29 protein-coding genes, 2 tRNA genes and 2 pseudogenes are annotated in these 26,700 nt (G+C 67.4%); 7 read left to right on the top strand and 26 right to left on the bottom strand.

Annotated elements, in window-relative coordinates:
• Window positions 1-154: 154 nt before the first annotated feature.
• Genes pgi through ACK41U_RS07455 form a run of 5 tightly spaced genes read right to left on the bottom strand, consistent with a single transcriptional unit; the run spans window position 155 to window position 5,703 of the window.
• Window positions 155-1,771, bottom strand: coding sequence for a glucose-6-phosphate isomerase (pgi, locus tag ACK41U_RS07475; RefSeq protein ID WP_409677817.1), 1,617 nt, complete (start codon window positions 1,769-1,771; stop codon window positions 155-157).
• 14 nt (window positions 1,772-1,785) lie between these two features.
• The gene (gene pgl, locus ACK41U_RS07470; protein ID WP_409677910.1) at window positions 1,786-2,457 is read right to left on the bottom strand and encodes a 6-phosphogluconolactonase; all 672 of its coding nucleotides are present in this window, start codon (window positions 2,455-2,457) and stop codon (window positions 1,786-1,788) included.
• Window positions 2,458-2,459: 2 nt separating this feature from the next.
• The gene (gene zwf / locus ACK41U_RS07465) at window positions 2,460-3,905 is read right to left on the bottom strand and encodes a glucose-6-phosphate dehydrogenase (RefSeq protein ID WP_409677815.1); all 1,446 of its coding nucleotides are present in this window, start codon (window positions 3,903-3,905) and stop codon (window positions 2,460-2,462) included.
• Between the two features lie 44 nt (window positions 3,906-3,949).
• Complete coding sequence (locus ACK41U_RS07460) at window positions 3,950-4,510, bottom strand: RSP_2648 family PIN domain-containing protein (protein ID WP_409677813.1); 561 nt, start codon at window positions 4,508-4,510, stop codon at window positions 3,950-3,952.
• Window positions 4,510-5,703 carry an RSP_2647 family RNA methyltransferase gene (locus tag ACK41U_RS07455; RefSeq protein WP_409677811.1) on the bottom strand — a complete coding sequence of 398 codons (1,194 nt, stop codon included), beginning with the start codon at window positions 5,701-5,703 and terminating at the stop codon, window positions 4,510-4,512. The genes ACK41U_RS07460 and ACK41U_RS07455 overlap by 1 nt, the downstream gene beginning before the upstream one ends.
• Before the next feature lie 212 nt (window positions 5,704-5,915).
• Between ACK41U_RS07455 and edd the strand changes: the two genes are divergently transcribed.
• Entirely contained in the window at window positions 5,916-7,718 is a 1,803-nt protein-coding gene (edd, locus tag ACK41U_RS07450) for a phosphogluconate dehydratase (RefSeq protein WP_409677809.1), read from the top strand.
• Between the two features lie 50 nt (window positions 7,719-7,768).
• Here the strand turns inward: edd and ACK41U_RS07445 are convergent, their stop codons facing one another.
• Window positions 7,769-8,635 (bottom strand): LysR family transcriptional regulator, encoded by an 867-nt coding sequence (locus tag ACK41U_RS07445; protein WP_409677807.1) that lies wholly within the window; start codon window positions 8,633-8,635, stop codon window positions 7,769-7,771.
• A gap of 137 nt (window positions 8,636-8,772) precedes the next feature.
• Between ACK41U_RS07445 and ACK41U_RS07440 the strand changes: the two genes are divergently transcribed.
• Window positions 8,773-9,003: a DUF1127 domain-containing protein gene (locus tag ACK41U_RS07440; RefSeq protein ID WP_409677805.1), complete on the top strand. Its 231-nt coding sequence runs from the start codon at window positions 8,773-8,775 to the stop codon at window positions 9,001-9,003.
• Between the two features lie 9 nt (window positions 9,004-9,012).
• Here ACK41U_RS07440 and ACK41U_RS07435 read toward each other — a convergent pair whose 3' ends face one another.
• From ACK41U_RS07435 to ACK41U_RS07410, 6 genes are all read right to left on the bottom strand, one after another.
• On the bottom strand, window positions 9,013-9,477 hold the full coding sequence (locus ACK41U_RS07435) for a low molecular weight phosphatase family protein (RefSeq protein WP_409677803.1): 465 nt from the start codon (window positions 9,475-9,477) through the stop codon (window positions 9,013-9,015).
• A gap of 4 nt (window positions 9,478-9,481) precedes the next feature.
• Window positions 9,482-9,961: a UPF0262 family protein gene (locus ACK41U_RS07430; RefSeq protein WP_409677801.1), complete on the bottom strand. Its 480-nt coding sequence runs from the start codon at window positions 9,959-9,961 to the stop codon at window positions 9,482-9,484.
• Entirely contained in the window at window positions 9,958-11,271 is a 1,314-nt protein-coding gene (hisD, locus tag ACK41U_RS07425; RefSeq protein ID WP_409677799.1) for a histidinol dehydrogenase, read from the bottom strand. The genes ACK41U_RS07430 and hisD overlap by 4 nt, the downstream gene beginning before the upstream one ends.
• 78 nt (window positions 11,272-11,349) lie before the next feature.
• On the bottom strand, window positions 11,350-11,826 hold the full coding sequence (locus ACK41U_RS07420) for a DUF2948 family protein (protein ID WP_409677797.1): 477 nt from the start codon (window positions 11,824-11,826) through the stop codon (window positions 11,350-11,352).
• Window positions 11,827-11,829: 3 nt separating this feature from the next.
• Window positions 11,830-13,101, bottom strand: coding sequence for a UDP-N-acetylglucosamine 1-carboxyvinyltransferase (gene murA, locus ACK41U_RS07415; RefSeq protein ID WP_409677795.1), 1,272 nt, complete (start codon window positions 13,099-13,101; stop codon window positions 11,830-11,832).
• On the bottom strand, window positions 13,101-13,292 hold the full coding sequence (locus ACK41U_RS07410; RefSeq protein WP_409677793.1) for a hypothetical protein: 192 nt from the start codon (window positions 13,290-13,292) through the stop codon (window positions 13,101-13,103). Before ACK41U_RS07410 ends, murA begins: the two co-directional genes overlap by 1 nt.
• Window positions 13,293-13,430: 138 nt before the next feature.
• Between ACK41U_RS07410 and ACK41U_RS07405 the strand changes: the two genes are divergently transcribed.
• The 3 genes and pseudogenes from ACK41U_RS07405 (at window position 13,431) to ACK41U_RS07395 (ending at window position 14,183) form a co-directional block, all read left to right on the top strand.
• Window positions 13,431-13,505, top strand: a tRNA-Thr gene (locus ACK41U_RS07405).
• 359 nt (window positions 13,506-13,864) lie between these two features.
• Window positions 13,865-13,909 (top strand): annotated as a pseudogene (locus ACK41U_RS07400) (hypothetical protein); the annotation flags it as partial.
• 55 nt (window positions 13,910-13,964) lie between these two features.
• On the top strand, window positions 13,965-14,183 hold the full coding sequence (locus ACK41U_RS07395) for a hypothetical protein (RefSeq protein WP_409677791.1): 219 nt from the start codon (window positions 13,965-13,967) through the stop codon (window positions 14,181-14,183).
• Window positions 14,184-14,280: 97 nt separating this feature from the next.
• On the opposite strand, the gene ACK41U_RS07390 is transcribed toward ACK41U_RS07395, so the two are convergent.
• From ACK41U_RS07390 to ACK41U_RS07325, 14 genes and pseudogenes are all read right to left on the bottom strand, one after another.
• Window positions 14,281-14,356: transfer RNA gene (locus tag ACK41U_RS07390), tRNA-Phe, on the bottom strand.
• 84 nt (window positions 14,357-14,440) lie between these two features.
• On the bottom strand, window positions 14,441-14,620 hold the full coding sequence (gene yacG, locus ACK41U_RS07385) for a DNA gyrase inhibitor YacG (protein WP_409677789.1): 180 nt from the start codon (window positions 14,618-14,620) through the stop codon (window positions 14,441-14,443).
• The gene (locus tag ACK41U_RS07380) at window positions 14,620-15,672 is read right to left on the bottom strand and encodes a ribonuclease E/G (protein ID WP_409677787.1); all 1,053 of its coding nucleotides are present in this window, start codon (window positions 15,670-15,672) and stop codon (window positions 14,620-14,622) included. Before ACK41U_RS07380 ends, yacG begins: the two co-directional genes overlap by 1 nt.
• Window positions 15,669-16,274: a Maf family protein gene (locus ACK41U_RS07375; RefSeq protein ID WP_409677785.1), complete on the bottom strand. Its 606-nt coding sequence runs from the start codon at window positions 16,272-16,274 to the stop codon at window positions 15,669-15,671. Before ACK41U_RS07375 ends, ACK41U_RS07380 begins: the two co-directional genes overlap by 4 nt.
• Window positions 16,275-16,308: 34 nt before the next feature.
• The gene (infA, locus tag ACK41U_RS07370; protein ID WP_010397442.1) at window positions 16,309-16,527 is read right to left on the bottom strand and encodes a translation initiation factor IF-1; all 219 of its coding nucleotides are present in this window, start codon (window positions 16,525-16,527) and stop codon (window positions 16,309-16,311) included.
• Window positions 16,528-16,614: 87 nt separating this feature from the next.
• Window positions 16,615-17,718 carry a FliM/FliN family flagellar motor switch protein gene (locus ACK41U_RS07365; protein WP_409677783.1) on the bottom strand — a complete coding sequence of 368 codons (1,104 nt, stop codon included), beginning with the start codon at window positions 17,716-17,718 and terminating at the stop codon, window positions 16,615-16,617.
• Window positions 17,719-17,924: 206 nt separating this feature from the next.
• Window positions 17,925-20,588, bottom strand: coding sequence for an ATP-binding protein (locus tag ACK41U_RS07360; RefSeq protein ID WP_409677781.1), 2,664 nt, complete (start codon window positions 20,586-20,588; stop codon window positions 17,925-17,927).
• Window positions 20,578-20,886: a hypothetical protein gene (locus tag ACK41U_RS07355; RefSeq protein ID WP_409677779.1), complete on the bottom strand. Its 309-nt coding sequence runs from the start codon at window positions 20,884-20,886 to the stop codon at window positions 20,578-20,580. The genes ACK41U_RS07360 and ACK41U_RS07355 overlap by 11 nt, the downstream gene beginning before the upstream one ends.
• A gap of 30 nt (window positions 20,887-20,916) precedes the next feature.
• Window positions 20,917-21,276: a response regulator transcription factor gene (locus ACK41U_RS07350; RefSeq protein ID WP_409677777.1), complete on the bottom strand. Its 360-nt coding sequence runs from the start codon at window positions 21,274-21,276 to the stop codon at window positions 20,917-20,919.
• A gap of 58 nt (window positions 21,277-21,334) precedes the next feature.
• Complete coding sequence (locus tag ACK41U_RS07345) at window positions 21,335-22,681, bottom strand: short-chain fatty acyl-CoA regulator family protein (RefSeq protein WP_409677775.1); 1,347 nt, start codon at window positions 22,679-22,681, stop codon at window positions 21,335-21,337.
• Between the two features lie 49 nt (window positions 22,682-22,730).
• Window positions 22,731-23,573, bottom strand: a complete 843-nt coding sequence (locus ACK41U_RS07340; protein WP_409677773.1) for an ATP-binding protein — start codon at window positions 23,571-23,573, stop codon at window positions 22,731-22,733.
• A complete protein-coding gene (gene tatC / locus ACK41U_RS07335) occupies window positions 23,570-24,445 on the bottom strand; it encodes a twin-arginine translocase subunit TatC (protein WP_409677771.1) in 876 nt (291 codons plus the stop codon). The genes ACK41U_RS07340 and tatC overlap by 4 nt, the downstream gene beginning before the upstream one ends.
• A 1-nt stretch (window position 24,446) precedes the next feature.
• On the bottom strand, window positions 24,447-24,950 hold the full coding sequence (gene tatB, locus ACK41U_RS07330; RefSeq protein ID WP_409677769.1) for a Sec-independent protein translocase protein TatB: 504 nt from the start codon (window positions 24,948-24,950) through the stop codon (window positions 24,447-24,449).
• Window positions 24,951-25,106: 156 nt separating this feature from the next.
• Window positions 25,107-25,292, bottom strand: a pseudogene (locus ACK41U_RS07325) (twin-arginine translocase TatA/TatE family subunit); the annotation flags it as partial.
• A gap of 217 nt (window positions 25,293-25,509) precedes the next feature.
• On the opposite strand from ACK41U_RS07325, the gene ACK41U_RS07320 reads away from it, so the two are divergent.
• The gene (locus ACK41U_RS07320) at window positions 25,510-26,130 is read left to right on the top strand and encodes a MarC family protein (RefSeq protein WP_409677767.1); all 621 of its coding nucleotides are present in this window, start codon (window positions 25,510-25,512) and stop codon (window positions 26,128-26,130) included.
• Entirely contained in the window at window positions 26,127-26,696 is a 570-nt protein-coding gene (locus ACK41U_RS07315; RefSeq protein ID WP_409677765.1) for a TIGR02281 family clan AA aspartic protease, read from the top strand. The genes ACK41U_RS07320 and ACK41U_RS07315 overlap by 4 nt, the downstream gene beginning before the upstream one ends.
• The last annotated feature ends 4 nt before the right edge of the window (window positions 26,697-26,700 follow it).

The raw sequence follows: 26,700 nt of genomic DNA, 5'->3' as shown, positions 1-26,700 counted from the left end.
CCTTTCCGTAGCGGGCCGACCCTATCGCCCCCGCACGGAAAGGAAAAGCCGCCCGCATGTTTTGCCATGGCTCAAATATCCCGGGGGGAGTCCCGGAACGGGACGGGGGGCAGCGCCCCCCTTTTGCGCGCCCCCGCAAGGACGCGCCGCCGCGTCAGCCGCGCAACGCCCGGATCATCGCCGCCAGCGCCAGGGTCGAGCCGTCATGCCCCTCACCCGGCCCATCCTCGCCCGACAGCAGCGGCTCGACCTTCAGCGCCAGCTCCTTGCCCAGCTCGACCCCCCACTGATCGAAACTGTTGATCCCCAGAATCACACCCTCGACAAACACCCGCTGCTCGTAAAGCGCCACAATCTGCCCCAGTGCAAAGGGCGTCAGCTTCTCGATCAGCAAGGTGGTCGAGGGGCGGCTGCCCGGAAACACCCGGTGGCGGGCCTGACGCTCCAGCTCGGCGCCCTCCAGCCCCTTGGCGGCCATGATCGCGCGCGCCTCATCCAGGCTGCGTCCGCGCATCAGCGCCTCGGACTGCGCCAGACAGTTCGCGGCCAGCAGGATGTGGTGATGGGCCAGACCGGGCTCGTGACCGCTGGCGGCCAGAATGAACTCGCAGGGCACCGGCGTCGTGCCCTGATGGATCAGCTGATAGAAGGCGTGCTGACCGTTGGTGCCCGGCTCACCCCAGACCACCGGCCCCGACACGCCCGCCAGATCAGAGCCGTCCATGGCCACGCGCTTGCCGTTCGATTCCATCTCAAGCTGCTGCAGATAGGCGGGCAGCCGCATCAGACGGTTGTCATAGGGCAGCACGGCGCGGGTCGGATAGCCGCAGATCTGGTGATGCCAGATGCCCACCAGCGCCAGAGCCACCGGCAGGTTCGCCTCCAGCGGCGCTGTGCGGAAATGCGCGTCCATCGCGGCACCCCCGGCCAGAAAGGCGTCGAAGTCATCCGGCCCGACCGCCAGCATCAGCGAAAACCCGATCGGCCCCCAGACCGAATAGCGCCCGCCGACCCAATCCTCGAAACCAAAGACGCGCTCGGCCGGAATGCCGAAAGCGCCGGCCTTGTCGACGGCCGAAGACAGCGCCATGAACTGCGCCGCAGGATCGGTGACCGTGCCCGCCATCCAGTCGCGCGCGGTGCGCGCATTGGTCATCGTCTCGATGGTCGTGAAAGTCTTCGAGGCCACGATCACCAGCGTCGTTGCCGGATCAAGGCCCCGCAGCGTGTCGGTCATATCCGCGCCATCGACATTGCTGACGAAATGCGTGCGCGGCCCGTCGTGATAGGGGGCCAGCGCCAGCACCGCCATGACCGGCCCCAGATCGGACCCGCCGATGCCGATATTCACGACATCGGTGATCTTGCCGCCCTGCCCGGCAAAACTGCCCTCGCGGACCTGCCGGGCGAAATCAGCCATCCGGTCATGGGTCGCCCGCACCTCGGGCATGACATCCTGACCATCCAGCACGACACTGCCGGACAGGTTGCGCAGCGCCGTGTGCAGCACCGCGCGGCCCTCGGTCTCGTTGATCTTCTCACCCGCAAACATCGCCTCGCGCCGCGCCTCGACATCGGCGCCGCGCGCCAGATCCAGCAGCAGATCGCGCGCGCCCGCGTCGATCATGGTCTTGGACCAGTCCAGCACCATGCCATCGGCACGGGTCGAGAACGCCTGCGCGCGGTCCGGATCGGCGGCAAACAGCGCCTCGATCCGCTCCTCGCCCTGGGCTTGGCGGTAAGATGTCAGGCGGCTCCAGATATCAGTCATGCGGTGGTGGTCCCTTATTCGGCCCAGTGGACCGTAGCTGCGTCAAGAAAGGCGCGGATCGGTGCCTGCATCGGGTCCAGTTTCAGCGCGCGCTCCAGCGCCTCGCGCTTTTCCGGGCCCATGATCAGAACGTGAATGTTGATGGCACCGGCCAGAACCGGCCGGGTCAGCGTGATGCGCGGCTCTTCCGCACCCTCGGCGCGGATCGCCATGACCGGGGCGGCATCCGCCGCCAGCGCCGCCTCAAGGTGATCGGCGCCGGGAAACAGGCTGGCGGTGTGCATGTCATTGCCCATGCCCAGCAGCGCGACGGTCAGCGGCAGATGCGGCGCCAGCCGCGCGCCCAGCCCCCCGGTCGCCAGATCGGGCGCGGCATCCCCGGTATAGAGGTCGATGTAGTCGGCCCCCACCGCCTTGTCCTTCAACAAATGCCGGCGCAGCAGGCGCGAGTTCGACCGCTTGTGATCGCCATCCACCCAGCGTTCGTCACCCAGCACGACCGTCACCCGGCCCCAGTCCAGATCGGCGCCGCTGAGCGTCTCGAACACCGGCGCGGGCGAGGTGCCGCCCGGCACGCACAGCGTCGCGCGGTCACTGCTGCGCAGATGCTGCGCCAGTTGCGAGCCGATGCGGTCGGCCAGCGACAAGGCCAGCATCTCGCGGTCTGGATATTCCTTGAAATCCATGCTCATGACCTGATCTCTCTCCAGCGCCGGTTGTCGCGATGCATCAGGCGCAACGCCTCGTCGGGCCCCGAGGATCCGGCATCATAAGGCTCGGGGCGGCGCTTGCTGTCCTCCCAGGCGTTGATGATCGGATCGGTCCAGGCCCAGGCCGCCTCGACCTCATCGCCGCGCATGAACAGGGTCTGGTTGCCGCGGATCACATCCATGATCAGCCGCTCATAGGCGTCGGGCATATCCGCGCCCTCGGCGCCAAGCGCATCGGCGAATGACATGTCCAGCGGCACCTGCACCAGTCGCATCCCCCCCGGCCCCGGTTCCTTGATCATCACCTTGAGGTTCATGCCCTCATTCGGTTGCAGTCTGATGACAAGTTCGTTGGCCTTGGGCGTGCCGCTGTCGTCAAAGATCGAATGCGGCGGTTCCTTGAAGGTGATCGCGATCTCGCTGGTGCGCGCACGCAGTTTCTTGCCGGTGCGCAGATAAAAGGGCGTGCCCTGCCAGCGCCAGTTCGAGATCCGCACCTTCATCGCCACATAGCTTTCGGTGCGCGAGGCCGGGTCTTCGGCATCGGTCAGATAGTCGCTGCCTTCGCCGTAATACTGGCCGCGCACGATGTCGCCCGGCTCCAGCGGTTCCAGCGCGCGGATCACCTTCAGCTTTTCGTCGCGCACGGCGTCGGGGTCAAAGTGATAGGGCGGCTCCATCGCGATCAGGCACAAAAGCTGCATCATGTGGTTCTGGACCATGTCCCGGATCGCGCCGGACTTGTCGTAATAGCTGCCGCGCCCGGCCACGCCGACGGTTTCGGCCACGGTGATCTGGACGTGGTCGACATATTGCGCGTTCCACAGCGGCTCGAACAGCACATTGGCAAAGCGCACGGCCATCAGGTTCTGGACGGTTTCCTTGCCCAGATAGTGGTCGATCCGATAGATCTGCTGTTCGTTGAAATGCAGCGCCAGCGTCGCGTTCAGCGCCTTCGCGCTGGCCAGATCGCGGCCAAAGGGCTTTTCCACCACGATGCGGCTGTCATCATCGGCAATGCCGTGGCCCGCCAGCCGTTCGGCAATATCGCCAAACAGCACCGGTGCGACCGAGAAATAAAACGCATGCACCGCGCCGGGTCGCATCCGCGATTTCAGCTCCTGCCAGCCGCCTTCGCCCTTGGCGTCGATGGCGACATATCCCAGCAGCGCCAGAAACTCGGCCAGCTGCGGGTCGTCCTTGCGGGCGCCTGCGAATTCGCAGATCGCAGCTGCGGCCTCGGCCCGGAAGGCATCGTCGTCCTGTTCGGTGCGGGCCGCCCCGATAATGCGGCTGGTGGCCGGGATCTGCCCCGCCGTAAAGCGCCGGAACAGGCCCGGCAGGATTTTGCGATGGGCCAGATCGCCCGTGGCACCAAAGATCACCAGATCGAAATCTTCGACCGGAATGACGCGCGAGACCATGCTGTCCTCCTTGTGGATCGGCCCTGCCTTATCCGTTGTTAGCGTTAACAGCAACCCGGTTCAACCTTTATGGCACGTGCAAGACGCGGCAGGCGGCATCGTTTCAGCATCTGCGCCATGCTCATGCTGCCGCCAAGGGCAGTGGCCTTGTCGCGGGCCGCCCGCAGCGCTGCGGGAACGGCACCGGGATGGGCGTGGTGCAGATCCAGCAGGAAGGCATCGGGATGGATCGCGCGCAGCCCCAGCCCGGCCATCAGGCGCGGCGGAAAATCGCGCAGATTCGCGGTGACGATCACCCCGGCCCGGCCCGCCAGCGCGGCCTCGACCACATGGCGGTCATCGGGATCGGGAAAGTTCAGGTCGATCGCCACCTGCCCGCCGCCCGCCACCTCGGCGCCCGGAAACCGCGCACTCAGCAGCGCGATCTCGGCGCCCGCCACCGTCCCGTCCCCGGCCGCCGTGCCCGACCGGCTGGCGGCATGGCGCCACTCGGCCAGGATCTGGGGCGACCACAGCGGCACGAACAGGCCCGCCGCCGCCAGATCGGTCAGGATCTCGCGCAGGATCGTGGGGTACAGCACATTGGCGTCCAGCACCGCCCGCATCAGTCCAGCCGGAAGAACAGCGCTTTCAGATAGCCGGTCTCGGCCAGCTGCGGCAGGGTCGGATGATCGGGCCCGGCGCTGCCGGTATGGATCAACTGCCCGCGCCGCCCGCCACGCCCGATGCCGCGCGCGCTGACATTGCGGAAGGCGGTCAGATCGGCGGCATGGCTGCAGCTGCACAGCACCAGATAGCCCCCCGGCGCCACCAGAGGCGCGGCCATCTTCGCCACCCGCTCATAGGCGCGCAGCCCCTTTTCCAGCGCCGGTTTCGAGGGCGCAAAGGCCGGCGGGTCGCAGACCACCATCTCGAAGGTCCGCCCCTGCTGGGCCAGCACCTCCAGCGCATCAAAGGCGTCCGACTGCATCACCTCCAGCCGGTCGGCAGCGCCCATCGCCAGCGCCCCTCCGCGCGCCAGCTCCAGCGCGGGCGCGCTGCCGTCGATGCACAAGGCCGTCTTCGCCCCCGCCGCCAGCGCGGCCAGCCCGAAGCCGCCGACATGGCTGAACACATCCAGCACCGCCCCGCCACCGGCCAACCTTTGCGCAAAGGCGTGGTTGGGCCGCTGATCAAAGAACAGCCCCGTCTTCTGCCCGCCCAGCAGATCGGCCAGATAGACCGCTCCGTTCATCTGCACCTGCACCGGCGCATCGGGGGCGGTGCCCCGGATCACCTCCAGCCGCTCGGCCAGACCCTCAAGGCCGCGCGACCGGCCCTGCCCGTTCACCACCACGGTCGACACCCCGGTCACCCCGATCAACGCATCCGCGATCTGTTCCGCCATGCCATCGGCCCAGGCCGCATTGGGCTGGATCACCGCCGCATCGCCGAACCGGTCGATCACCAGCCCCGGCAGCCCGTCCGCCTCGGCATGCACCAGCCGGTAAAAGGGCGCCTCATAGATCCGCTCGCGCAGCGCCAGCGCCCGCATCAGCCGCGCCCGCAGCCACGCCCCGTCAATCACCGCCGCCGGATCGGCATCCATCACCCGCGCAATGATCTTCGAGACCGGGTTGACCGTCACCAGCCCCAGCGGCTGACGCTCGGCATCTTCCAGCACCGCCAGACCGCCCGGCGGCAGCGCCTTGGTGCGACGGTCCAGCACCGCCTCATCGGCAAAGACCCAGGGAAAGCCGTGGCGGATCGCCTGAGGCTTGGATTTCGGACGCAGACGGATGACAGGCAGGTCGGACATGACGGATTCCTTTTGCCGCCCGATCTGACACGCCCCGCCGCCGCAAACAAGCGCCCCCGCCGCCACAGCTCATCTTCTTCACCCAAATATCCCGGGGGAGTCGCGCCCCGCGCGACGGGGGCAGCGCCCCCTGCCCGGCCCCGGTCAAAAGCGCCGGTTGAACCGTTACCGCTAACGCGATATATTGCCCGCAACAGCCAGAGGAGGCCCAGATGACCCTTCACGCCACGATCGACCGGGTAACCGACCGCATCCGCGAACGCTCGGCCACCACCCGCAGCGCCTATCTGCGCAAGATCGCCAAAGCCGCGCAGGACGGCCCCGCCCGCGCGCATCTGTCCTGCGGCAATCAGGCCCATGCCTATGCCGCGATGGACGACAAGGTCGACATGGCCACGACCCGCAAACCCAATATCGGGATCGTGACGGCCTATAACGACATGCTCTCGGCCCATCAGCCCTATGAGGATTACCCCGGCATCATCCGCCGCGCGGGCCATGCGGCGGGCGCCACGGTGCAGGTCGCGGGCGGCGTGCCCGCCATGTGCGACGGCGTCACCCAGGGCCGCGCCGGGATGGAGCTGTCGCTGTTCTCGCGCGATGTGATCGCGCTGGCGGCGGGGATCGGGCTGTCGCATGACTGCTTTGATGCGGCGCTCTATCTGGGGGTCTGCGACAAGATCGTGCCGGGCCTGATCATCGCGGCGGGCAGCTTTGGCCATATCCCGGCGGTCTTCGTGCCCGCCGGTCCGATGCCCTCGGGCCTGCCCAATGACGAAAAGTCCAGGGTCCGCCAGCAATTCGCCACCGGCGAGGTGGGCCGCGACGAATTGATGAAGGCCGAAATGGCCAGCTATCACGCGGCCGGCACCTGCACCTTTTACGGCACCGCCAACACCAACCAGATGCTGATGGAGTTCATGGGCCTGCACCTGCCCGGCTCCAGCTTCGTCAATCCGGGCACGCCGCTGCGCGAGGCGCTGACCGTCGCCGCCGTCCGCCGCGCCGCCCAGATCACCAATCTGGGCAATGAATACCTGCCCGCAGGCGAGGTGCTGGACGAACGCGCCTTCGTCAACGGCGTCGTGGGCCTGATGGCCACGGGCGGCTCCACCAATCTGGTGCTGCACCTGCCCGCCATGGCGCGGGCGGCGGGCGTGCTGATCGACATCGAGGATTTCAACGACCTGTCCGAGGCGGTGCCGCTGCTGGCCCGCGTCTATCCCAACGGTCTGGCCGATGTGAACCATTTCCACGCTGCGGGTGGCCTTGGCTACATGATCGGACAACTGCTGGAAGGCGGGCTGCTGCACCCGGACGTCAAGACGATCAACGGCACCGGGCTTGACGGCTACACGACCGAGCCAAAGCTGGACGGCAGCTCTGTGCGGTGGGAGGAAGGCGCCCGCGACACCCTGAACGACCGCATCGTGCGCCCGATCAGCGATCCTTTCGCCAAGACCGGCGGGCTGAAGCAGCTGACCGGCAATCTGGGCCGGGGCGTCATCAAGATCAGCGCCGTCGCCCCCGAACGCCATGTCATCGAGGCCCGTGCCCGCATCTTCGAGGATCAGGACGCGGTCAAGACCGCCTTCCGCGCGGGCGAGTTCACCGAGGACACGATCGTCGTGGTCCGCTTTCAGGGTCCGCGCGCCAATGGCATGCCCGAGCTGCATTCGCTGACGCCGACGCTGGCGGTGCTGCAGGATCGCGGCCTCAAGGTCGCGCTGGTGACCGACGGGCGCATGTCGGGCGCCTCGGGCAAGGTGCCCGCCGCCATCCACGTCGCCCCCGAGGCGGCCACCGGCGGCCCGCTGGCGCGGCTGCGCGACGGCGACAGGGTGCGGCTGGACGCGGTGACGGGCCAGCTGGATTGCCTGGAGCCCGATTTCGAGGGCCGCACCCCCTCCATCCATGACGCCAGCAACAGCACCGAGGGCGTCGGGCGCGAACTGTTCGCGGCCTTCCGCGCCGTGGCGGGCCCCGCGACCGAAGGCGCAGGCGTGGTGGTCTGACCCATGGTGCAGTCCCGCCGCAGAGGTTCACCTTTGCGGCGCGACCCCGGTCAGGCGGCGGCTGCCGCCACCTCGCAGACCGCCCGGCGCAGATAGCTGGCGAAATCGGCAGCCTCCATCCGCGCCGGACCCTCGGCCACATAGACGTTCAGCCAGGTCGGCGGCAGCGGCGGCAGCGCGCCGCCATGCTCGACCACTTCCAGCCCGGGCTGTGATATGCCGCGCGGCAGCAGCGTGATCCCCAGATCCGCCGCCGCCAGCACCCGCCATGTGTCGCTGCCGCCATCGCCCACCGCCTGCACCCATTCGATCCCGGCATCGTCCAGCGCCGCCATGCCGACCGGGTAATAGGCGCAATGCGGCGAATTCGCGATCGGCACCGGGCGCTCGCTCCAGGCGCTGCCGCCCACCGCGCCGAACCAGGCCAGATCGACCTTGGCCAGATGGATCGCACCGGGCGGGGCATCGAATTCGGTCGTCAGAATCACGTCATGCTCGGCCCGCCGCATCTGGAGGCGCAGATCCTTGCTGCGGGCATCGTTGATGATCAGCTCGACCTGCGGATTGTCGCGGCGAAAGGCGCGGACGGCCTGCGCCACCTTGTCGAACAGCCAGTCGCTGGTCAGCCCCACCCGCAGCCGCATCTGCGGCCGCGCGCCGGTAAAGCGCGACAGGATCGCATCATTCAGCGCCACCAGCTTGCGGCTTTCGCCCAGCAGATCCTGCGCGAAATCCGACAGCACCACGCCGCGCCCCGACCGTTCCAGCATGGGCCGGCCAAACACCTCTTCCAGCCGCTTCATCTGCATCGACAGCGCGCTTTGCGTCATGTTCAGCGCATCCGCCGCCCGCGTCACCGCGCCATATTCGGCCACCGCCTGAAGCGAGCGCAGGGTGGCAATGTCCAGATTCCGCATTGTTCAGTTTCCCTGATCGGATCAATCAAAACCATTCGTTTCACAAATATCAGCCCATGGCCTATCTATCAATCACAGAGATGAAGGAACCATTAATCATCTCTTCCTGTGATGAATATAATCAGCGGAGTTGAACCATGACCACCAGATCCGCCGCCATGCTGCGCGTCATCACCGGCCAGGGCCTCGTCCCCCGGCCCGGCTGGCTGGAGCGTATCCTGACCATCTTCGACGTGCGCCGCACGCGCATCGACCTGTCGCGGCTGACCGATGCGCAGCTGCGCGATGTCGGCCTGACGCGCGACGATGTCGAGGCCGAGCTGGCCCGCCCGGCATGGGATGTGCCCGCGAACTGGCGCCGCCGCTAAGCGACAGCGCTAATCCGTCTGCTGCGGAGGGCCAAAGCGGTCCCTCATGCAGGTGCTGATCTGCTCACGGACCTGCCGGTACATCGCCAGCTTGGCGTCCCGCCCCTCGGCCAGCCCGGCAGGGTCCATGATCGGCCAGTATTCGACCTCGATATGAACATGGCGCGTCATCTCCAGCGCCATGCGCTGACTGGCGGGCGACAATGCGACGATCAGGTCGAACTGGCCCAGATCGTCGCCCCAGTCCTGCATTTCCTCGAAGCTGCGGCTGCGGTGACCGGCCAGCGGCACGCCGATCTCGTCGCAGACCGAGATGGCAAACCCGTCCACCTCCATATCGTTCCTGACCCCCGCCGATTGCACATAGGCGGCGCGGCCATAGAACTTTTTCATCATCCCCTCGGCCATGGGCGAGCGGATGGCATTGTGATCGCAGCAGAACAGTATCGACGAGGGGATCTTGTTCTGCGCCATCAGATCAGGCCTGCGGGATCAACGCGCAGATCAGGGTGAACAGGCGCCGGGCCGTGTAGACATCCAGATCCGCCTTGCCCTCCAGCCGTTCCTGCAAGATGCGCGCGCCTTCGTTGTGAATGCCGCGCCGGGCCATGTCGATGGCCTCGATCTGGGCGGGCGGCAGACGGCGGACGGCGTCGAAATAGCTCTGGCAGATCTGGAAGTAATCCTTGACCACCTGCCGGAACGGCCCCAGCGACAGATGGAACTCGGCCACCTTGGCACCCTCTTCGCTGGTCACGTCAAAGACCAGCCGCCCCTCGCGGATGCACAGTTCCAGCACGAACGGGCCGTCGGGCGCGGGCTGGCCGTCACGTCCGGGCACGGCAAAGCTGTTTTCCTCGATCAGATCAAAGATCGCCACCCGGCGCTCCTGCTCCATCTCGGGGGTGGCGGGGGGCAGCGCGCTGTCGTCGATCTCGATCCGGGTGATGCGGCTCATTCATTCGGCCTTTCGTTCAGCGTCCCAAGCCGAGCCTGAACCGAAGCGCCATGCGCCTGCAAGCCCTCGGATGCGGCCAGACGCACCGCAGCAGGCCCGATTGCCGCCAAAGCGCCCGGAGTCAGCCGCGCCATGGTGGTCCGCTTGAGGAAATCCATCACCGACAGCCCCGATGAGAACCGGGCCGAGCGCGCGGTGGGCAGCACGTGATTCGGCCCGCTGACATAATCACCGACCGCCTCGGGCGTATGCGCGCCCAGAAAGATCGCACCGGCATGGAGGCAGCGCGCGGCCAGCGCTTCGGGGTCGGCCACGCACAGTTCCAGATGCTCGGGCGCGATGCGGTTGGACAGGGCCGCGGCCTCGTCCAGATCGCGCACCACGATCAGCGTGCCGTAATCGCGCCAGCTGGCGCCTGCGATGGCGGCGCGCTCCAGCGTCGGGATGATCCGTTCGACGGCATCGGCCACCGCCTGCGCCATGGCCGGATCGGTGGTGATCAGGATCGACTGCGCATCGGCGTCATGTTCGGCCTGCGCCAGCAGATCCCAGGCCAGCCAGTCGGGGTTCTGATCACCATCCGCAATCACCAGAACCTCGGAGGGGCCGGCGATCATGTCGATGCCCACCCGGCCAAAGACCTGCCGCTTGGCCGCCGCCACATAGGCATTGCCGGGGCCGGTGATCTTGTCCACCGGCGCGATCGTGTCGGTGCCGTAAGCCATCGCCGCCACCGCCTGCGCGCCGCCGATGCGATAGATCTCGTCCACATCCGAAAGCTGTGCGGCCAGCAGCACCAGCGGATTGATCACCCCGCCCGGCGTCGGCACGCAGATCACCAGCCGCTCGACCCCCGCCACGCGGGCCGGGATCGCGTTCATCAGCACGCTGGAGGGATAGGCCGCCTGCCCCCCCGGCACATACAGCCCGGCGGCCGAAACCGCGCTCCACCGCCAGCCAAGCGTCGCGCCCTGCGCATCGGTCCAGCTGGCATCCTGGGGCATCTGCCGGGCGTGATAGGCGCGGATGCGCTCCGCCGCCAGTTCCAGCGCGGCGCGATCCTGCGGCGTCACCTTCGCCACCTCACCCGCGATCTGATCGGGCGTGAACCGCAACGTCCCCGGCACCAGCGACAGCCGGTCGAACCGCGCCGTCAGATCGCACAGGGCCGCATCGCCGCGTGCCCGCACATCGGCAATGATCGCCCGCACCGCATCGTCGACATCGGTCGAGTCTTCGCGCTTGGCGGACAGCATGCGCCGGAACCCGTCCTCGAAACCAGCATCGCTTGTGTTCAACCAGACCGGCATTCCCGTTCCCCTTCCAGCAACCCGCCCGCGGGGATCACCCCGACACGGGCTTTGCCTTGGCCCAAATATCCAAAATCCTCAGTCCGGATGCCCGGGCGCCCGCCCCGAAACCGCGCGATGAGGCCGCGTCACATCGCGCAGGTCCAGACTGATGCACTCGACCTCGGCCACAATCGTGCCGTCGCCCGCGAAATCCAGCGACAGCCGCCCGGTCCCGTCCTCACCCGCCAGCCAGCGGATCGCCAGCAGCTCCAGCACGGTCTCCGCGTCACGCACGATCCCGTCGCTGACGACGCGCATCACATCGCTGATGACCAGCACCGCGCGCACCCGCTCAAAGTCGCGCCCCTCGGCGCCTGCCGCCTCGGCATCCTCCCAGCGAAAGCGCGTCAGCAGCAGGGTCAGCCGCCGCGCACGCGGATCATGGCTGATCTCGGCCCCGGTCAGGACCGCATCCTGCACCAGCGCCGACAGAATGCGCAGATCCACATCATCCTCGGCCTTCAGCGCCAGAGGGCGCGGATCGGCATCGGCAAAACGGGCATCGCGGCTCATCGCTTACTCCTCCCTGACGCGCTCGATATGCGCCCCCACGGCGCGCAGCTTGCGCACGACATGCTCATAGCCGCGATCCAGATGATAGACGCGGCTGACCGTGGTCTGGCCCTCGGCGGCCATGCCCGCCAGAATCAGGCTGACCGAGGCCCGCAGATCGGTGGCCATCACCGGCGCACCGCGCAGCTGTTCCACCCCGTGCACGGTGGCCTGCCCGCCCTGCACCTCGATCTGCGCCCCCATCCGGGTCAGTTCGGGCGCATGCATGAAGCGGTTCTCAAAGATCGTCTCTTCCAGCACGCTGGTGCCCTCGGCCAGACACATCAGCGCCATGAACTGCGCCTGAAGATCGGTCGGAAAGCCCGGAAAGGGCGCGGTGGCCACATTCACGGCCCGCACCCGGCCATTCCTGCGCGAGACCCTGATGCCGCGCGGCGTTTCCTCGACGCTCAGCCCCGCCTCGTCCAGCTTTTCGCAGAACGCCTCAAGCAGTTCGATCCGGCCGCCAAGGCATTCGACCTCGCCGCCGCACATGGCGGGGGCCAGCATATAGGTGCCCAGCTCGATCCGGTCGGTCACCACGGCATGGGTGGCGCCGTGCAGCGCATCCACGCCCTGAATGGTCAGCGTGCCGGTGCCCTCGCCCTCGATCTGCGCGCCCATCGCCCGCAGGCAGCGCGCCAGATCGACGATCTCGGGCTCGCGCGCGACATTCTTCAGAACCGTGGTGCCGCGCGCCAGCGTCGCGGCCATCAGCGCATTCTCGGTCGCCCCGACCGAGACCAGCGGAAACTCGAACACCGCCCCCTTCAGACCGCCCGCAGGCGCCCTGGCATGGACATAGCCGTCGCGCAGATCAAGGGTTGCCCCCATCGCCTCCAGCGCCCGCAGATGCAGATCGACCGGCCGCGCCCCGATCGCGCATCCGCCCGGCAGCGACACCTCGGCCACGCCGTCGCGGGCCAGCATCGGCCCCAGCACCAGAATCGAGGCGCGCATCTTGCGCACGATGTCGTAATCGGCGCGGTGGCTGCTCAGCGCATGGCTGGACAGCGCCAGCACCTGCCCGTCCTGCAGGCTGGCGACCTCGGCCCCAAGCGAGCCCAGAAGCTCGGTCATGGTGCGGATGTCCGACAGGCGCGGCGCATTGGTCAGCGTCAGCGGCTGATCGGTCAGCAGCGTCGCGGGCATCAGCGTCAGGCAGGCATTCTTGGCGCCTGCAATCGGGATTTCCCCCTTCAGCGGGCCATTGCCCCGCACGATGATCTGATCCATCAGTTGTCGTCCCCGCCTGTGTCGCTGCCTGTCTGGTGTTCTGCCTCGTCCGGTCCGCCCGTATGTTCTGGCGCCTGCTCTGCCCGCGCGCGTGCCTGCGCCTTGCGGCGTTGCAGATTGGCGCGCAATGCCAGACGCAGCCGTTCCTCGCGGCTGTCCTGTCCGGTGCGGTGTTCGGATCGGTCACTCATGGCTACGCCCTTAGCGCCCGCCGGTGTGACAGTCCAGCAAAGGCAGGCGCCGCGCCCCCGGAAAAGAGATTTTCCACCCGATTTGGCGAAACCCCTCTTGCACTGCCGATTCCCATTGTCTAAACGCCCCTCACCGGCGCTGTGGTAGCTCAGTGGTAGAGCACACCCTTGGTAAGGGTGAGGTCGAGAGTTCAATCCTCTCTCACAGCACCAGGTCAACCCCATGATATGAAAAAGACCCTTGATTATATGGCTCCGGTGCCATTTTTGGTGCCACAACTGATGCCAGAATGAGGGCTATGAGATGCCCGGAGCGCGACGCTGCTGGAAGGAGAAAGGTGGCCGGTTTTGGGCGCGGATCTCGATTCCCACAGAGTTGCGACCGTTCTTTGGCGGGAAGACCCAGTTGGCGGAAAAACTTGGAGGTGACCGCCCTATTGCATCGCGCAATCACGCAGCCGCCGTCGCGAGGCTTCAGGCGCAGCTGACGAATGCACGGGCGAGTCTGACCTTTCCTTCCGGAGGGTCCCCGGTGGGTCGCTCAAGGTGGTTGCGGCCAAGGCCCCCGCAACCTGCGCCGCCACAACGTCCGCCTGCTGTTCATCGACGAGGCAGACGGCATGGAGGCCACGGCAGAGGGTTCCCCGATCCTGCTGGCCGAACGGGAATCCGATGACGTATTTCTACATGGCAAAGGTCATGCGGAAAGAGCGCGTCCGCCTTGGTCTCGAAGCGTACGATCCGCATGCGCTGCGCTACCGCAGCATTAAGGAACTGGTATGGGCTGGCTGCGACGACGACGAAATCGCGGCCTATAGCGGCCACGCGACGAAAGCCATGATCGCCAAATATGCTGGCGAGGCAAGGCAGGAGATGCGCGCTCGCCTGTAGGCGAAAAGCGTCAATGAACAGAACAGGCACAGAACGAGAAACTGATACCCAGACTGACACCCCCAAAGGAGGGGTAACAGCTATTTCCTTGAAAAAATGGTGCCCGGAGACGGATTTGAACCGCCGACACGCGGATTTTCAATCCGCTGCTCTACCAACTGAGCTATCCGGGCCCGTTTCCGCGCGTTGTATCGCGTCGGGTGAGCGGTGTTCTACGAGCCGGTTGCGGCACTGTCCAGACCCAAACTGAAGAAAATTCAGCCTCGCTGCCTGGCCTCGTCATCCGGCTCGGTTGACGGCAGATCCTCTAACGGTGCGCCAGGAATCACATAGTCGCCACGCAGCCATTTCGCCAGATCAACATCTGCACAACGCTTTGAACAGAAAGGGCGATATTGCTGCACCGACGGCTTGGCACAGATCGGACAGGCGGCCATCACATCGCCTCGGACTGCGCCAGGCGCGCAAGGGGGACGCGGTCTCGTTTGCGGTTGAGTTCGTACAGACCCATCGCGGTCCAGCCCGTCAGCGTCGTCTCGGCCCCGCTGGTGCGAAACGCGGCCTGCATCACCTGCTCCAGCGTCCCACGGTCGCGCTTGGGCATGGGTGCGAAGTCAATGATCACCTGTCCCCCAAGGCCCCGCAGCCGCAGTTGGCGCGGCAGGTCACGGGCCAGTGCAATATTGGCCTTGAGCGACGCGGCAGGCGAGCTGTCATTTCCGGTGTTCACGTCCACGGCGACCAGCGCCCGCGTCGTTTCGATCCAGGCATCGGCGCCGCCCGGCAGCGGCACACGCGGCGATAGCAACGCGTCGACGGTGTCGAGAATCCCGCAGCGTTCAAAGCTGTCGGTGCCCTCCTCGACCGAGTCGGGGGCCGGCTCTGCCCAATCCATCCAGGCCAGTTCGTGGGGTCCGGGCGCATCCAGCAGCAGTTCGGCCTCACCCAGCGTTTCGCCGCAGATCCGGTCGGCGAGGTCGAGCAGTTCGCCCAGTTCCGCCTGAATATCGGTGTCATCTTCGAACTCGGCGGCGCTGCGCAGGATCATGCCGTGGTCCCGTCCGGCCAGGGCCGTCTGGCCCATGGTCTCAAGCGCGGCGCGGGCATCCGGGTCCCGGATCTGGCGCGAGACATTCACGCCCGGCGCGCCGGGGGTCACAAGGGCACAGCGCCCGCGAAAAATCAGGCGCGTCGTCAGCGGAACGGCCTTGCCGGGTTCGGCCACGCCGGTCACCTGAACCAGAACCGGCTTGCCCTCGCCCAGCCCCTTGCGGTCGCGCAGATAGCCGGTCTGACCCTCGGGGAGGCGCACGAAAACGCCGCCCTGCCCTTTCATCAGACGCTCGGTCACGGCGCGGCAGATCGCACCGGGCGCCAGCGGGGTCAAGGCCTCGGCAGAGGGCAAAAGATCAATGAGTATACCGTCCTCGACCAAGGCTGCGGCCTCATGGCCGAACAGCTGACCCAGAACGACCTGACGACCCTTCATATGTGATCTCCGTCGCGGTTTGGGTGGATGCCGATGGCGGCCAGCATGGCGGCGGTTTCGGCCAGCGGCAGGCCGACAACGGCGGAAAACGATCCCTGAATCCACGGGATGAAAATCGAGGCGGCGCCCTGAATGGCATAGCCGCCGGCCTTGCCCTGCCAGTCGCCGATATCCAGATAGCGCGCCAGCGACGGCGCATCTATGGGCCGCATGCGAACCTGCGTCTCGACCAGCCGCAACCGCGTGCGCCCGGCATATCGCAGGGCAACAGCGGTCAGAACGCGGTGACGGCGGCCAGACATCAGCTGCATGAAGCGCGCAGCCTCATCCCGGTCGGCGGGTTTGCCGAGAATGCGGCGACCGACGGCTACGGTGGTGTCGGCGCACAACAGCGCCTCGTCATCCGCCAGAGGCAGTGCCCCGGCCTTTTCTGTCGCCATGCGCCTGACATAGATGTCGGGGCGCTCGGCGCGGTGCGGCGTCTCGTCGATGTCGGCGGGGCGCAGTGCGGCGGGGATAATACCGATCTGGGCCAGCAGTTCCGACCGTCGGGGACTGGCCGACCCGAGGATAAGTCGGGGCGGCGGGACTGGTGCACTCATGGCGCCCCTTTCCGCGCAGAGCGCGCCGTCAGGCTTACTTGAAGCGATAGTTGATGCGCCCCTTGGTCAGGTCATAGGTGTTCATTTCCACCTGTACCTTGTCGCCAGCCAGAACACGGATGCGGTTCTTGCGCATCTTTCCTGCCATATGTGCGATAATCTCATGGCCGTTTTCAAGCTCGACCCGGAATGTCGCATTGGGCAGGAGTTCCTTCACGACGCCGGGGAATTCGAGCATTTCTTCCTTGGCCATGGTCACTCCGTGATGATCGCCCCGCAGGATTCGGGACGGTCGTTAGATGCGACCAGACGAAGGGGAATTCAAGGAAAAAGCGTCACCTCAGCCCGCTGCACGGTCCAAATGGCCCGGTATCGGCGAATCTGACGCTGCATCGGCGCCAGGATCACCCAGAAACATGTCGGGTTCCGACAGGTCTGCAAGCGGCAGGTCCGTGGACATAAAGCTGTTCTCTCCGGTCTCGTCCAGCTGCGACATGGCTGCTGCCATCTCCGGCGCGGCAGACCCGCCAAAGCGCGGGCCATCCAGAACCGCCATGTCGTCACCCTGCATCGCAGGATCGCGCAGGCGGATCGCATGACACCCCTCGGCCTCGCCCAGTTTCCCCTGTGCCACCAACTGGCCTTGCGTGGTCTCGACGCGGGCGTCGGACAGGCGCACCCGCGGCAGATGCAGCACTCTGCCCGGGCCAAGCGCGCGCAGCTCGCCCAGACTCGCCTGACGACGGCACAGGATGCCGACCAGTTCGACCGGAACATCGGGCAGCGCATCGGCCGGCATCGACACAGAGGGGATGGCCGGTGCCGCGTCCGGTCTTAGCCCGGGCGCGGCCAGTGCAGGCATCGGACCTCGCGCCGGCGGCCGGGTGCCGTCGTCCGTGTGCGGCTCAGCGCCACGCCCGGCACGATGCGGCTGCGGCAATGCCAGAAGCAGCGACCCCTCACGCGCATCCGGGCTGCCCAGAGAAAGCTGAAAGCTGAGGCTGCGGAACGGCCGGTCGTCCAGCAACAAGGCAAGGGGTCGCGGATCCTCCAGTGAGGCTGCAAAGCGAAAACTGTCAAAACTCTCGAATCCCTCCAGCCCCGCCATTTCGGACTGCAATTCGGCCATCAGCATGTCGATGAACTCGGCGCAGAGCATCGCCTCGCTGCGGGTCGGGGGGCGGCGCTCCAGCGGGCGCCGGGTCACGCGGCCAAGCGCCTGCATCTCGACCAGGGCTGCGACCATTTCAGGGCAGATCGCCATCGCGCCCAGACTGTCGCCCGGCCCTTGCAGCAGCGCGAGCAACGGGCGTTCGGGCAGCAGTTCGGTCAGTTCGGCCAGCGTCATCGCATCGGCTTTGACCGACAGCGGCTGCACCGCCATGCCGAAAAGACGCTCGGCCACACGGCCAAGGGCGGTGGCCGCCGTCCGTGCGGGTGTCATTGGCGACGGGCGCGGCAATTGCGGCGGTCTGCCACGATCTGTCGCCGCCTGATGGCGCGCCGTCAGCATCTGCCGCAAAACACCCTGCACCTGTTGCCCCGGAGCGCGCCCCGGATCGTGCCCCGAATTCGCTTTCTGCGTCGTCATAACCTGTCCGAATCCCCGCTGTTCTTCGCCACTGTGCCAACAAGGCGTTGAAAAAGGGTTTACGCAGGCTCGACCTTCGCACCGACGGGCGGGCGTTTGGGCAGGGTGATGCGGAACGCAGCCCCCCCCTGCCCCGGCAGATAGGAAATGTCGCCCCCCAGATTGGCCATGATCTCGCGGCAGATGGCCAGCCCCAGCCCCGCGCCGCCCGCGCGCGAGGGATCATTCAGACGCGAGAATTTCTCGAAGATCAGCGACTGGCGCGAGCTGTCGATGCCGCTGCCATTGTCGGTGATGTCGATCACCGTCCCCTCGGGTTCGGGCCTGTGGACGCGGATCGTCAGCATCGGACGGTCCGCATCGCAATATTTGCGCGCGTTCGAGATGACATTGATCAGCACCTGCAGCAGGCGATCGGCATCGGTGATGACGCCCAGATGCTCGGTCGAGATGTCGCGGTCGATCAGGAAACTGCGTTCGGGACGGGTGGCCGAGGCGGCGCTGAGCGCGCGGTTGATCAGGTCATGCAGGTTGGCCACCGAAATCGTCAGCTGCGCGCGCCCGCTTTCCAGCACCGACAGATCCAGCAGATCGTCCAGCAGCCGGGTCAGTCGCCCGGCCTCGTCATGGATGATCCCGGCGAACCGGGCGCGTTCGTCAGGGGTCAGCGAGGGGTCCTTGAGGATCTCGGAAAACGCCCGGACCGAGGTCATGGGCGTGCGCAATTCATGGCTGATCTGGCTGAGAAAGGCGTCTTTCTGCACCGACAGCACGGTCAGCTTGTCATTGGCCTCGCGCAGCTGCCGCGCGGTCACGGCCAGTTCGGCGCGCGCGCCCTCCAGCCGCTGGGTTTCCTCTTTGGCGCGCTGCGCCTCATCGGCGACCTGCAGCAGATCGGCCACGGTCAGCGCCACGCCGCCCGCCACGCGGTCGATCATCGCATGCGCCGTCGCCGAGCCGATCGAGCCCGCCAGCCGCCGCTCCAGCCGGGTCAGAAAGCGCGGCGTCAGATCGGGCAGAAAGCCGGATTTGCCCTGCGCCTGCGCCTCGGCCTGAAAATAGCGCAGCGCGGCGTCGGCGCCCCAGACGCGGCGGGCCATCGCCAGCAGGGGCTCGGCCCGGTCATCGGCGCGCGTCATGCGGCTGTGGCGGATCGGCTCGACCGCCGAGACAAAGGACAGGCCCTGCAGCCGCTCGACCGGATCGGGAAAGCCAAAGATCGACACGGCGATAAAGGCCAGCGTGTTGACCGACAGCGACAGGAACACCGCAAAGGTCCAGGGGTCCATGCCCACAGCCACCGGCAGATCGCCCCCCACCCCGACCGAGGGCAGAAAGATCAGCGCCATCCACAGCACGAACCCCGAGCCGACCCCGGCATAAGCGCCCTTGCGGTTGGCGCCGCGCCACAAGAGCCCGCCGATCATCGCAGGCAGCACCTGCGCCATGCCCGCGAAGGCCACCAGCCCCATCGCCGCCAGCGCCGCCGTGCCCCCGGACGCCTGATGATAGACCCAGCCCGCCGCCATGATCGCCAGGATCGCCAGCCGCCGCGCGTTCAGCACAAAGCCGCGCAGGTCGGTCGCCTCATCGCCTGCGGGCATCCGGCGCAGGGCCAGCCAGACCGGCACCATCCAGTGGTTCGAGACCATCGTGGCCACCGCAATCGCGCAGACCACCACCATCGAGGTCGCCGCCGAAAACCCGCCCAGAAACACCAGCATCGCCAGCATATCCTGCCCCTGCGAGGCGGGCAGGGTCAGCACATAAAGATCGGGATTGGCGCCTGCGGGCAGCAATTCGCGCCCCATCACCGCAATCGGCAGCACGAACAGCGACATGGCGAACAGATAGGCGGGAAAGGCCCAGCCCGCGACGGTCAGGCGTTCCTCGTCGGCGGCCTCGACCACCATCACCTGAAACATGCGCGGCAGGGTCAGGATGGCCGCCGCCGAGACGATGTTCAGCGCGGTCCAGCGATCGGCGCGCAGTGCCCAGCCCTCGGCATTTTCGGGCGCGCGGCTGGCCGCGCCGATGCGGGCCAGAATGTCGGCGGGGCCGTCAGCCAGCCCCCAGACGACAAAGACGCCAAGCGCCAGAAACGCCACCAGCTTGACCACCGCCTCCAGCGCGATGGCGGTGACGACGCCGTGGTGACGCTCATCCGCGGCCAGATTGCGGGTGCCGAACAGGATCGTGAACAGCGCCAGACCCGCCGCCACCCACAGGGCGGTGCCGCCAAGCCCGGCGCCGTTCAGCACCGGCGCCTCGGGCGTGTCGGTGGCAAACACCTCGAAGGACAGGCGCACCGATTGCAGCTGCAGCGCGATATAGGGCGTGGCCGCGATCACCGCGATCAGGGTCACCAGCGCCGCCAGCTTGTTCGACTTGCCGAACCGGGCCGACACAAGATCGGCGACCGAGGTGACATGGTGCATCCGCGCCACCCGCACCAGCCGCCTCAGGCCCCACCACGCGCCGGTGAACACCAGCGTCGGCCCCAGATAGATGGTCAGAAACTCCAGCCCCGAGCGCGAGGCGTAGCCGACGGCGCCATAAAACGTCCAGGCCGAGCAATAGACCGACAGCGACAGCGTATAGACCAGCGGGTGATCCAGCCAGCGCACATGGCCCCGCGCCGCCGCCCGGTCGGCGGCGAAGGCCACGCCGAACATCAGCACCACATAGGCCAGACAGATCGCCAGCAGCGTCTCAAAGGGCATCGGGCGGGCGGTCCTGTGGTGTTGGCGGAGACAGGGGCACGCCCACCGCCTCGCTGGCTCGGATGGTCGCGGCCTCGGCCCGCAGCAGCGCGCGATGCAGCGCCCAGACGGCCACGATCAGCGCGGCCCACAGCGCGAAGAACCACACCGCGCCGCCCGCATAGCTGACCGCGCGCGGCACCCACCAGACCGGCAGCAGCACCGCCAGCGTCGCCAGAACCGGCAGGATCCGCGCGGCATCCCCCAGCCTGCGGCGGTGAAACGAGGCGCGTTCCAGAAACAGCGGCTTGTCAGGCATCGGCGCCACCGCCCGCCCGGCGCGCGCGGGTCATGCCAGCATCTGGCGCACAAGGGCGCGCAGGTCGTCATTGGCGAAGGGCTTGGCCAGAACGGCATCGGCCTCCCTGCCCGCCTCGGTGGTCTCGCCCCGCGCGGTCAGCATCAGCACCGGCGTCGCGGCCAGTTTCTGATCCGGCGCCGCACGCAGATCGCCCAGAATCTCGGCGCCCGAGCGGTTGGGCAGCATCAGGTCCAGGATCACCAGCCGCGGGCGCTGGCGGGTGATTTCCTCGATGCCACCGGCGCCGTCGCCATGAAGACCAATCTGCCAGCCGTCACGTGTCAGAATGAACCGCACCGCCTCGGCGATGTTCGGCTCGTCCTCGATCATCAGGATGTCCACCCCCATGAGCCGCTGCGCCTCCCCCTCAACGCCGCGTGATAATGGGCAGGAAAGACCGCCGCTGTCAAAGGCCGCGTGGCCCCCGGCGCGCGACCGGCCCCTCTCCGGCGGCGGGCAGAGGCGCTGCCGGTGCGCCCTGCCCTGTCCGGGGGGCCAGGATGGACGGTTCACGCCGGGCCGGGCAATCGCCCCGCGCGCAGATGCGGCAGGCCGGGCCCACCCGCATCGCATCGGGTGGCGCCGCACCCTCGCCGGGCAGCAGCAGCATATGCCCACGCAGCAGGATCGGTCCGTCCAGACCCAGAGGCTGGCTGCGCGTGGCAAAACTCAGCGAGCGGAACAGCCGCCCCTCGGGCGTGACAACAGGACGCGCAATCGCCGTCTGCGGCATCGCCAGCGCCAGATAGAGCGGCCAGAGCGGACAGGTGTCGCCCGGGCGCGGCAGCGTGAACCCCGCCGCCGCCCGACGCAGGGTCAGCGCGCCCGAGGCATCGCAGACCACCAGCCCCGCGCCCTCGTATCCCGCAGGGCGCAACATCGCCAGCCTGCGCAGGACCAGATCCAGCGGCAGGCCCAGATCCGCCGCCAGCAGCAGTGGATCATCCGTCCGGCCCGCAGCCAGCACATCCGACAGGCGCGCATCCGGCAGTTCGGCCCGGTCGGCGGCGATCTCATCGGCAAGGCGCAGGGCCAGCGCCCGCGCCGCATCCGATGCCAGATCCGAGGCTGTTTCCCGCAAGGCGCCCCCCGCCTCCAGCCAGGTCTCGACCTCTTCCTGCGGGGTCAGCGGCGTGCCCTCGGCCTCGAAGCTGTCGACATAGCGCACAAGTTCCTGCGCCGTCACCGACAGGCGCTGACTGTCCTGCGCCAGATTGCCATGGAACCGCTGGCGCCAGTCGGGGGGGATGTCCTCTTCCTCGACCAGAATCGAGGCGGTCGAGCGCAATGAGGTGACCGCCGACAGAACCTCGTGCAGCGTGGTCAGCAGATAGGGGTCGTGCGTCATGCGGTCGGACAGATCGACAAGCTGGCGTTCCAGCGCCGCCGCCCGCCGCGCCTGCGTCAACAGCAGCGACGACCAGCCCGGAAACCGGGCCAGAAACTCGGACGCCTGATCCAGTTCGGGCGTGGCCCCTTCGGCTGCGGGATGGGCGGCGGCCTCGCGCAGCGCGGCGATGCGGGCCTCTTCGCGGCCTTCCGACAGTTCATCGGGCGGCACCCGCAGTTCGACCGCCAGCCGCAGCAGCAGATCCGCCGTGACCGGACGCCGGTTATGTTCGATCAGGTTCAGATAGGCCGGCGAGATGCCCACCGTCCGCGCCAGTTCGGCCTGACGCCGCGACAGCGCCAGCCGCCGCTCGCGGATGCGGGTGCCGGTCAGGACATAAAGAGCGTGGCTGCGATCGGTCATTGGCCCAGAAAAGCCTGCCGGGGGGCGGCAGGCAAGCGAAATGACTGCATCAAACCGACAGGCCGTGGCGGCCCGCCAGATCGGTAAAGAACTGCCATGCCACCCGCCCCGACCGGGCGCCGCGCGTGGCCTGCCACTCGATCGCTTCGGCGCGCAGCTCATCAGGCGCGATCACCAGCCCGCATGCGTCGCAATAGCCCCGGATCATCGCCAGATACTGGTCCTGATCGCAGGGGTGAAAGCCCAGCCACAGCCCGAAGCGATCCGACAGCGAGACCTTTTCCTCGACCGCCTCACCGGGATGGATCGCGGTCGCGCGCTCATTGTCGATCATGTCGCGCGGCATCAGGTGGCGCCGGTTCGAGGTCGCGTACAGGATCACATTCGCAGGCCGCCCGCTGATGCCGCCATCCAGCACCGCCTTCAGCGATTTGTACTGCGCATCGTCATGGCCAAAGGACAGGTCATCGGCAAACAGCACAAAGCGCCGGTCCGGCACCCGCCCCAGCACCGAAAGCAGCCGCGAGACCGAGGGCAGGTCGTCGCGCGCAATCTCGACCAGCACCAGCGGCAGGCCCTGCGCCACGGCCTGCGCATGCACCGCCTTGACCAACGAGGATTTCCCCATCCCCCGCGCGCCCCACAGCAGCGCATTGTTCGCGCCATGGCCGCGCCCGAATTGCAGCGTATTGGCCAGCAGCGTGTCGCGGGCGCGGTCGATGCCGATCAGCTGCACCAGATCGACCCGGTCCACGGCGGCCACAGGCTCCAGCCGGTCGGGATCGGGGTGCCAGACATAGGCGCTGGCCTCGGAAAAGCCGGGGACAGGCACCGGCGGCGGCGCCAGACGTTCCAGCGCATCCGCGATGCGGTCCAGCGGTTCGGGCGTCACGGCCGCTCGTCCTCATCATCCTCGACCCACAGGCCCTGCGCGCGCAATTCGGCCTCGCGCCGCTTTTCGATGCGGCGGACAAGCTGGATCGAGATCTCGTAAAGCCCGTAGACCACGGTGAACAGCACCACCTGCGAGATGACATCGGGCGGCGTGGCCAGCGCGGCCAGCACCAGAATGGCCAGCACCGCGTAGCGCCGCGCCCCGGCCAGACCCTTGGCCGAGACCAGCCCCGCCCGGCCCATCAGCGTCAGCAGAACCGGCAACTGAAAGCTGAGACCAAAGGCCAGAATAAACTTGGTCGTCAGCGACAGATACTCATCCACCGAGCCATGGAAGACGATCGCAGCCATGGGGCTGGTCGCCGCCTCGGCGCCCGCAGCCATATCATCGGGCAGTTGCAGCGGCCCCTGCTGAAAGCCCAGAAAGAACGCATAAGCCATTGGCAGGATAATATAAAACGCAAATGCCGCGCCCAGAAAGAACATCGCGGGCGAGGCGAGCAGAAACGGCAGAAAGGCGCTTTTCTCGTTGCGGTAAAGGCCCGGCGCCACGAAACGCCACATCTGGTAGGCGATCACCGGAAAGGCCAGCACGAAGCCGCCCAGCAACGAGATGCGGATGGCGACGAAAAAGCCTTCCTGCAGCTTCACAAGGATCAGGCCGCATTCCTGACTGCGATCATCCAGCGCGGCGCAGATCGGCCGGGTCAGAAAGTTGTAGATCGGGTTCCAGACCGTGTAGCACAGCACCATCGCGACGATGAAAGCGACCATCGACCAGATGATGCGGGTGCGCAGCTCGGTCAGATGCTCGATCAGCGGGGCCGAGCTGTCATCAATCTCGTCATCCGGTTGGGGATTGGCTGCCACGTCAGTCGTCTTTCATGTCAGAGCGGCGCACCGCATGAAGCCTGCGGCTGGGGCTGGGGCTGGGGCCAGCGGCAGGCAAAGCGGCAGGCACGGTGGCCGTTTCTGCGGCATCCTCACCGGCGGGTGCGGCGGGGGTTTGCGCAGGTTCCGCCGCGACCGGCGCGGCGGGATCAAGGATCGCCTTGTCGTCCCTGGCCGTGGTCCGGGTCGCGGGGCGCTTGGGGTCCCATTTCTCGAACCGCTCGGTCGCGCGGTCCAGCGCGTCCAGCCCCAGCGATTTCTTCGAGGTCAGGTTCTTCATGTCGCGCAAGGTGCCCTTGGCCTCGTCCAGCCCGGCGCCCTTGGCCGCATCCTCCATGGCGGAACTGAACTCACGCGCCATCCCCCGCGCCTTGGCGGTGATCCGCCCCAGCGAATGGAACAGATGCGGCAGATCCTTGGGACCGACCACGATCAACGCGACGACGCCGATCAGCAACAGTTCGGTCCAGCCGATGTCCAGCATGGGACGTGCCTTCGCGGATCAGCTGCGGTCGGTGGTCTGCGAGGACGCAGGCGGCGTCACATCGCGCGCACGTTCACCCGGCATGGCACCCGGCATGGCACCCGGCATGGTGCCGGGGGTGGCGGCCCCGGACATCGTGTCGGCGCTGCTGCCGGGCAGGTCGCGGGTCGCCTCGGCCGAGGCGCTGTCGACCTCTTCCGAGCCATCCTTGACGCCCCGTTTGAACGCGGTGATGCCCTTGCCCACCTCGCCCATCAGGGACGAGATCTTGCCGCGCCCGAACAGGACCAGCACCACGACGGCGATCAGCAAAAGGCCGGGAAGGCCGATATTGTTCAGCATGAGAAACTCCCTTGGCGGACGGCCCGACCGCCCGCGCCCCACATTTAGTTATCCCGGGCCCGGAATGCAAAGCCCTTTCCCGTGAAGCCGCAGCCGAAGCCGCAGCCCCTGCCTGCCTCACGGGCACCCCATGCGGCGCCACAGCCGGGTCCGGGGGCGCGATCATGCCGCGCCCCGGCCCGCTTGGCAGCGCCGGGCAGACAGGCGATAAGGGCGCATGGACATGGCCATCTATATCACCGCTTTCGTGACGCTTTTCGTGGTCATCGACCCGGTGGGCCTGACCCCGATCTTCATTGCGCTGACCCCGGACATGTCGGCGGCGGAACGTCGCCGCATCGGGCTGCGCGCGCTGGTGGTGGCGGCAATCCTGCTGATGATCTTCGGGCTGGTGGGCGAGGCGATCCTGTCGGGGATCGGCATCTCGATCTCGGCCTTCCGAATCGCGGGCGGGCTGCTGTTGTTCCTGACCGCGCTGGACATGCTCTTCGAGCGCCGGACCGAACGCCGCGAGGGTCAGGCCGATGCCGACCAGCCCGGCGACGACCCTTCGGTCTTTCCGCTGGCCATGCCGCTGCTGGCCGGGCCCGGTGCGCTGGCGACGATGATCCTGCTGGTGGGCGAGGGTCAGGGGATCGGCCATGTCATCATGGTCAACCTGATGATGCTGGCGGTGCTGGCCATCGCCATGGGCCTGTTCCTGCTGGCCACCCCGCTGGCCCGCGCGCTGGGGCGCACCGGCACGATGGTCGTGACCCGGCTGCTGGGGATGCTGCTGGCGGCCCTGTCGGTGCAGTTCGTGCTGGACGGGCTGCGCGGTTCGGGGCTGGCGCCATGAGCGGGGACGAGGTCGCGCGCCTTGGCTATCTGACGCTGCTGCTGGCCGTGATCGGCGGCGCGATGCTGTTCGAGCTGTCGGGCCGGGGCGGCAAGGCGCTGCGGCAGCTGATGCTGTGGCTCGTCCTGTTCGCGGGCATCGGCATCGCCGCGGACTGGTGGATGACCCGCAACGCGCCGCAGCAGCAGGTGTTCGACGGCGGCCGGATCGAGGTGCCCGCCGGGCGCGGCGGCCATTTCCACCTGACCGCGCGGCTGAACGGCACCGAGGTCAGCTTTGTCGTCGACACCGGCGCCACCAGCGTCGCGCTGGCCCCGGACGACGCCCGCCGCATCGGCCTCGACACCGACCGGCTGGCCTATACCGGCATCGCCATGACGGCCAACGGGCAGGTGCCCACCGCGCAGGTCACGATCCGCGACTTCGCCATCGGCGACATCGCCGACCGCAATGTGCGCGCGGTGGTGATCGACGGTGACCTGTCGGTGTCGCTGCTGGGCATGTCCTATCTGCGCCGCTTTGCCCGCGTCAGTTTCGAAGGCGACATGCTGGTGCTGGAGCGCTGAGCCC

Origin of the sequence: Paracoccus sp. (in: a-proteobacteria) (assembly GCF_046289755.1) — a bacterium.
Lineage (GTDB): Bacteria > Pseudomonadota > Alphaproteobacteria > Rhodobacterales > Rhodobacteraceae > Paracoccus.
This window is presented reverse-complemented; position numbering and strand designations above follow the sequence as displayed.

Bases quoted from the DNA above. Each gene is read 5' to 3' on its own strand.
- pgi (WP_409677817.1), bottom strand. From the start codon at position 1,771: ATGACTGATATCTGGAGCCGCCTGACATCTTACCGCCAAGCCCAGGGC.
- pgl (WP_409677910.1), bottom strand. From the start codon at position 2,457: ATGGATTTCAAGGAATATCCAGACCGCGAGATGCTGGCCTTGTCGCTG.
- zwf (WP_409677815.1), bottom strand. From the start codon at position 3,905: ATGGTCTCGCGCGTCATTCCGGTCGAAGATTTCGATCTGGTGATCTTT.
- ACK41U_RS07460 (WP_409677813.1), bottom strand. From the start codon at position 4,510: ATGCGGGCGGTGCTGGACGCCAATGTGCTGTACCCCACGATCCTGCGC.
- ACK41U_RS07455 (WP_409677811.1), bottom strand. From the start codon at position 5,703: ATGTCCGACCTGCCTGTCATCCGTCTGCGTCCGAAATCCAAGCCTCAG.
- edd (WP_409677809.1), top strand. From the start codon at position 5,916: ATGACCCTTCACGCCACGATCGACCGGGTAACCGACCGCATCCGCGAA.
- ACK41U_RS07445 (WP_409677807.1), bottom strand. From the start codon at position 8,635: ATGCGGAATCTGGACATTGCCACCCTGCGCTCGCTTCAGGCGGTGGCC.
- ACK41U_RS07440 (WP_409677805.1), top strand. From the start codon at position 8,773: ATGACCACCAGATCCGCCGCCATGCTGCGCGTCATCACCGGCCAGGGC.
- ACK41U_RS07435 (WP_409677803.1), bottom strand. From the start codon at position 9,477: ATGGCGCAGAACAAGATCCCCTCGTCGATACTGTTCTGCTGCGATCAC.
- ACK41U_RS07430 (WP_409677801.1), bottom strand. From the start codon at position 9,961: ATGAGCCGCATCACCCGGATCGAGATCGACGACAGCGCGCTGCCCCCC.
- hisD (WP_409677799.1), bottom strand. From the start codon at position 11,271: ATGCCGGTCTGGTTGAACACAAGCGATGCTGGTTTCGAGGACGGGTTC.
- ACK41U_RS07420 (WP_409677797.1), bottom strand. From the start codon at position 11,826: ATGAGCCGCGATGCCCGTTTTGCCGATGCCGATCCGCGCCCTCTGGCG.
- murA (WP_409677795.1), bottom strand. From the start codon at position 13,101: ATGGATCAGATCATCGTGCGGGGCAATGGCCCGCTGAAGGGGGAAATC.
- ACK41U_RS07410 (WP_409677793.1), bottom strand. From the start codon at position 13,292: ATGAGTGACCGATCCGAACACCGCACCGGACAGGACAGCCGCGAGGAA.
- ACK41U_RS07395 (WP_409677791.1), top strand. From the start codon at position 13,965: ATGACGTATTTCTACATGGCAAAGGTCATGCGGAAAGAGCGCGTCCGC.
- yacG (WP_409677789.1), bottom strand. From the start codon at position 14,620: ATGGCCGCCTGTCCGATCTGTGCCAAGCCGTCGGTGCAGCAATATCGC.
- ACK41U_RS07380 (WP_409677787.1), bottom strand. From the start codon at position 15,672: ATGAAGGGTCGTCAGGTCGTTCTGGGTCAGCTGTTCGGCCATGAGGCC.
- ACK41U_RS07375 (WP_409677785.1), bottom strand. From the start codon at position 16,274: ATGAGTGCACCAGTCCCGCCGCCCCGACTTATCCTCGGGTCGGCCAGT.
- infA (WP_010397442.1), bottom strand. From the start codon at position 16,527: ATGGCCAAGGAAGAAATGCTCGAATTCCCCGGCGTCGTGAAGGAACTC.
- ACK41U_RS07365 (WP_409677783.1), bottom strand. From the start codon at position 17,718: ATGACACCCGCACGGACGGCGGCCACCGCCCTTGGCCGTGTGGCCGAG.
- ACK41U_RS07360 (WP_409677781.1), bottom strand. From the start codon at position 20,588: ATGCCCTTTGAGACGCTGCTGGCGATCTGTCTGGCCTATGTGGTGCTG.
- ACK41U_RS07355 (WP_409677779.1), bottom strand. From the start codon at position 20,886: ATGCCTGACAAGCCGCTGTTTCTGGAACGCGCCTCGTTTCACCGCCGC.
- ACK41U_RS07350 (WP_409677777.1), bottom strand. From the start codon at position 21,276: ATGGGGGTGGACATCCTGATGATCGAGGACGAGCCGAACATCGCCGAG.
- ACK41U_RS07345 (WP_409677775.1), bottom strand. From the start codon at position 22,681: ATGACCGATCGCAGCCACGCTCTTTATGTCCTGACCGGCACCCGCATC.
- tatB (WP_409677769.1), bottom strand. From the start codon at position 24,950: ATGCTGGACATCGGCTGGACCGAACTGTTGCTGATCGGCGTCGTCGCG.
- ACK41U_RS07320 (WP_409677767.1), top strand. From the start codon at position 25,510: ATGGACATGGCCATCTATATCACCGCTTTCGTGACGCTTTTCGTGGTC.
- ACK41U_RS07315 (WP_409677765.1), top strand. From the start codon at position 26,127: ATGAGCGGGGACGAGGTCGCGCGCCTTGGCTATCTGACGCTGCTGCTG.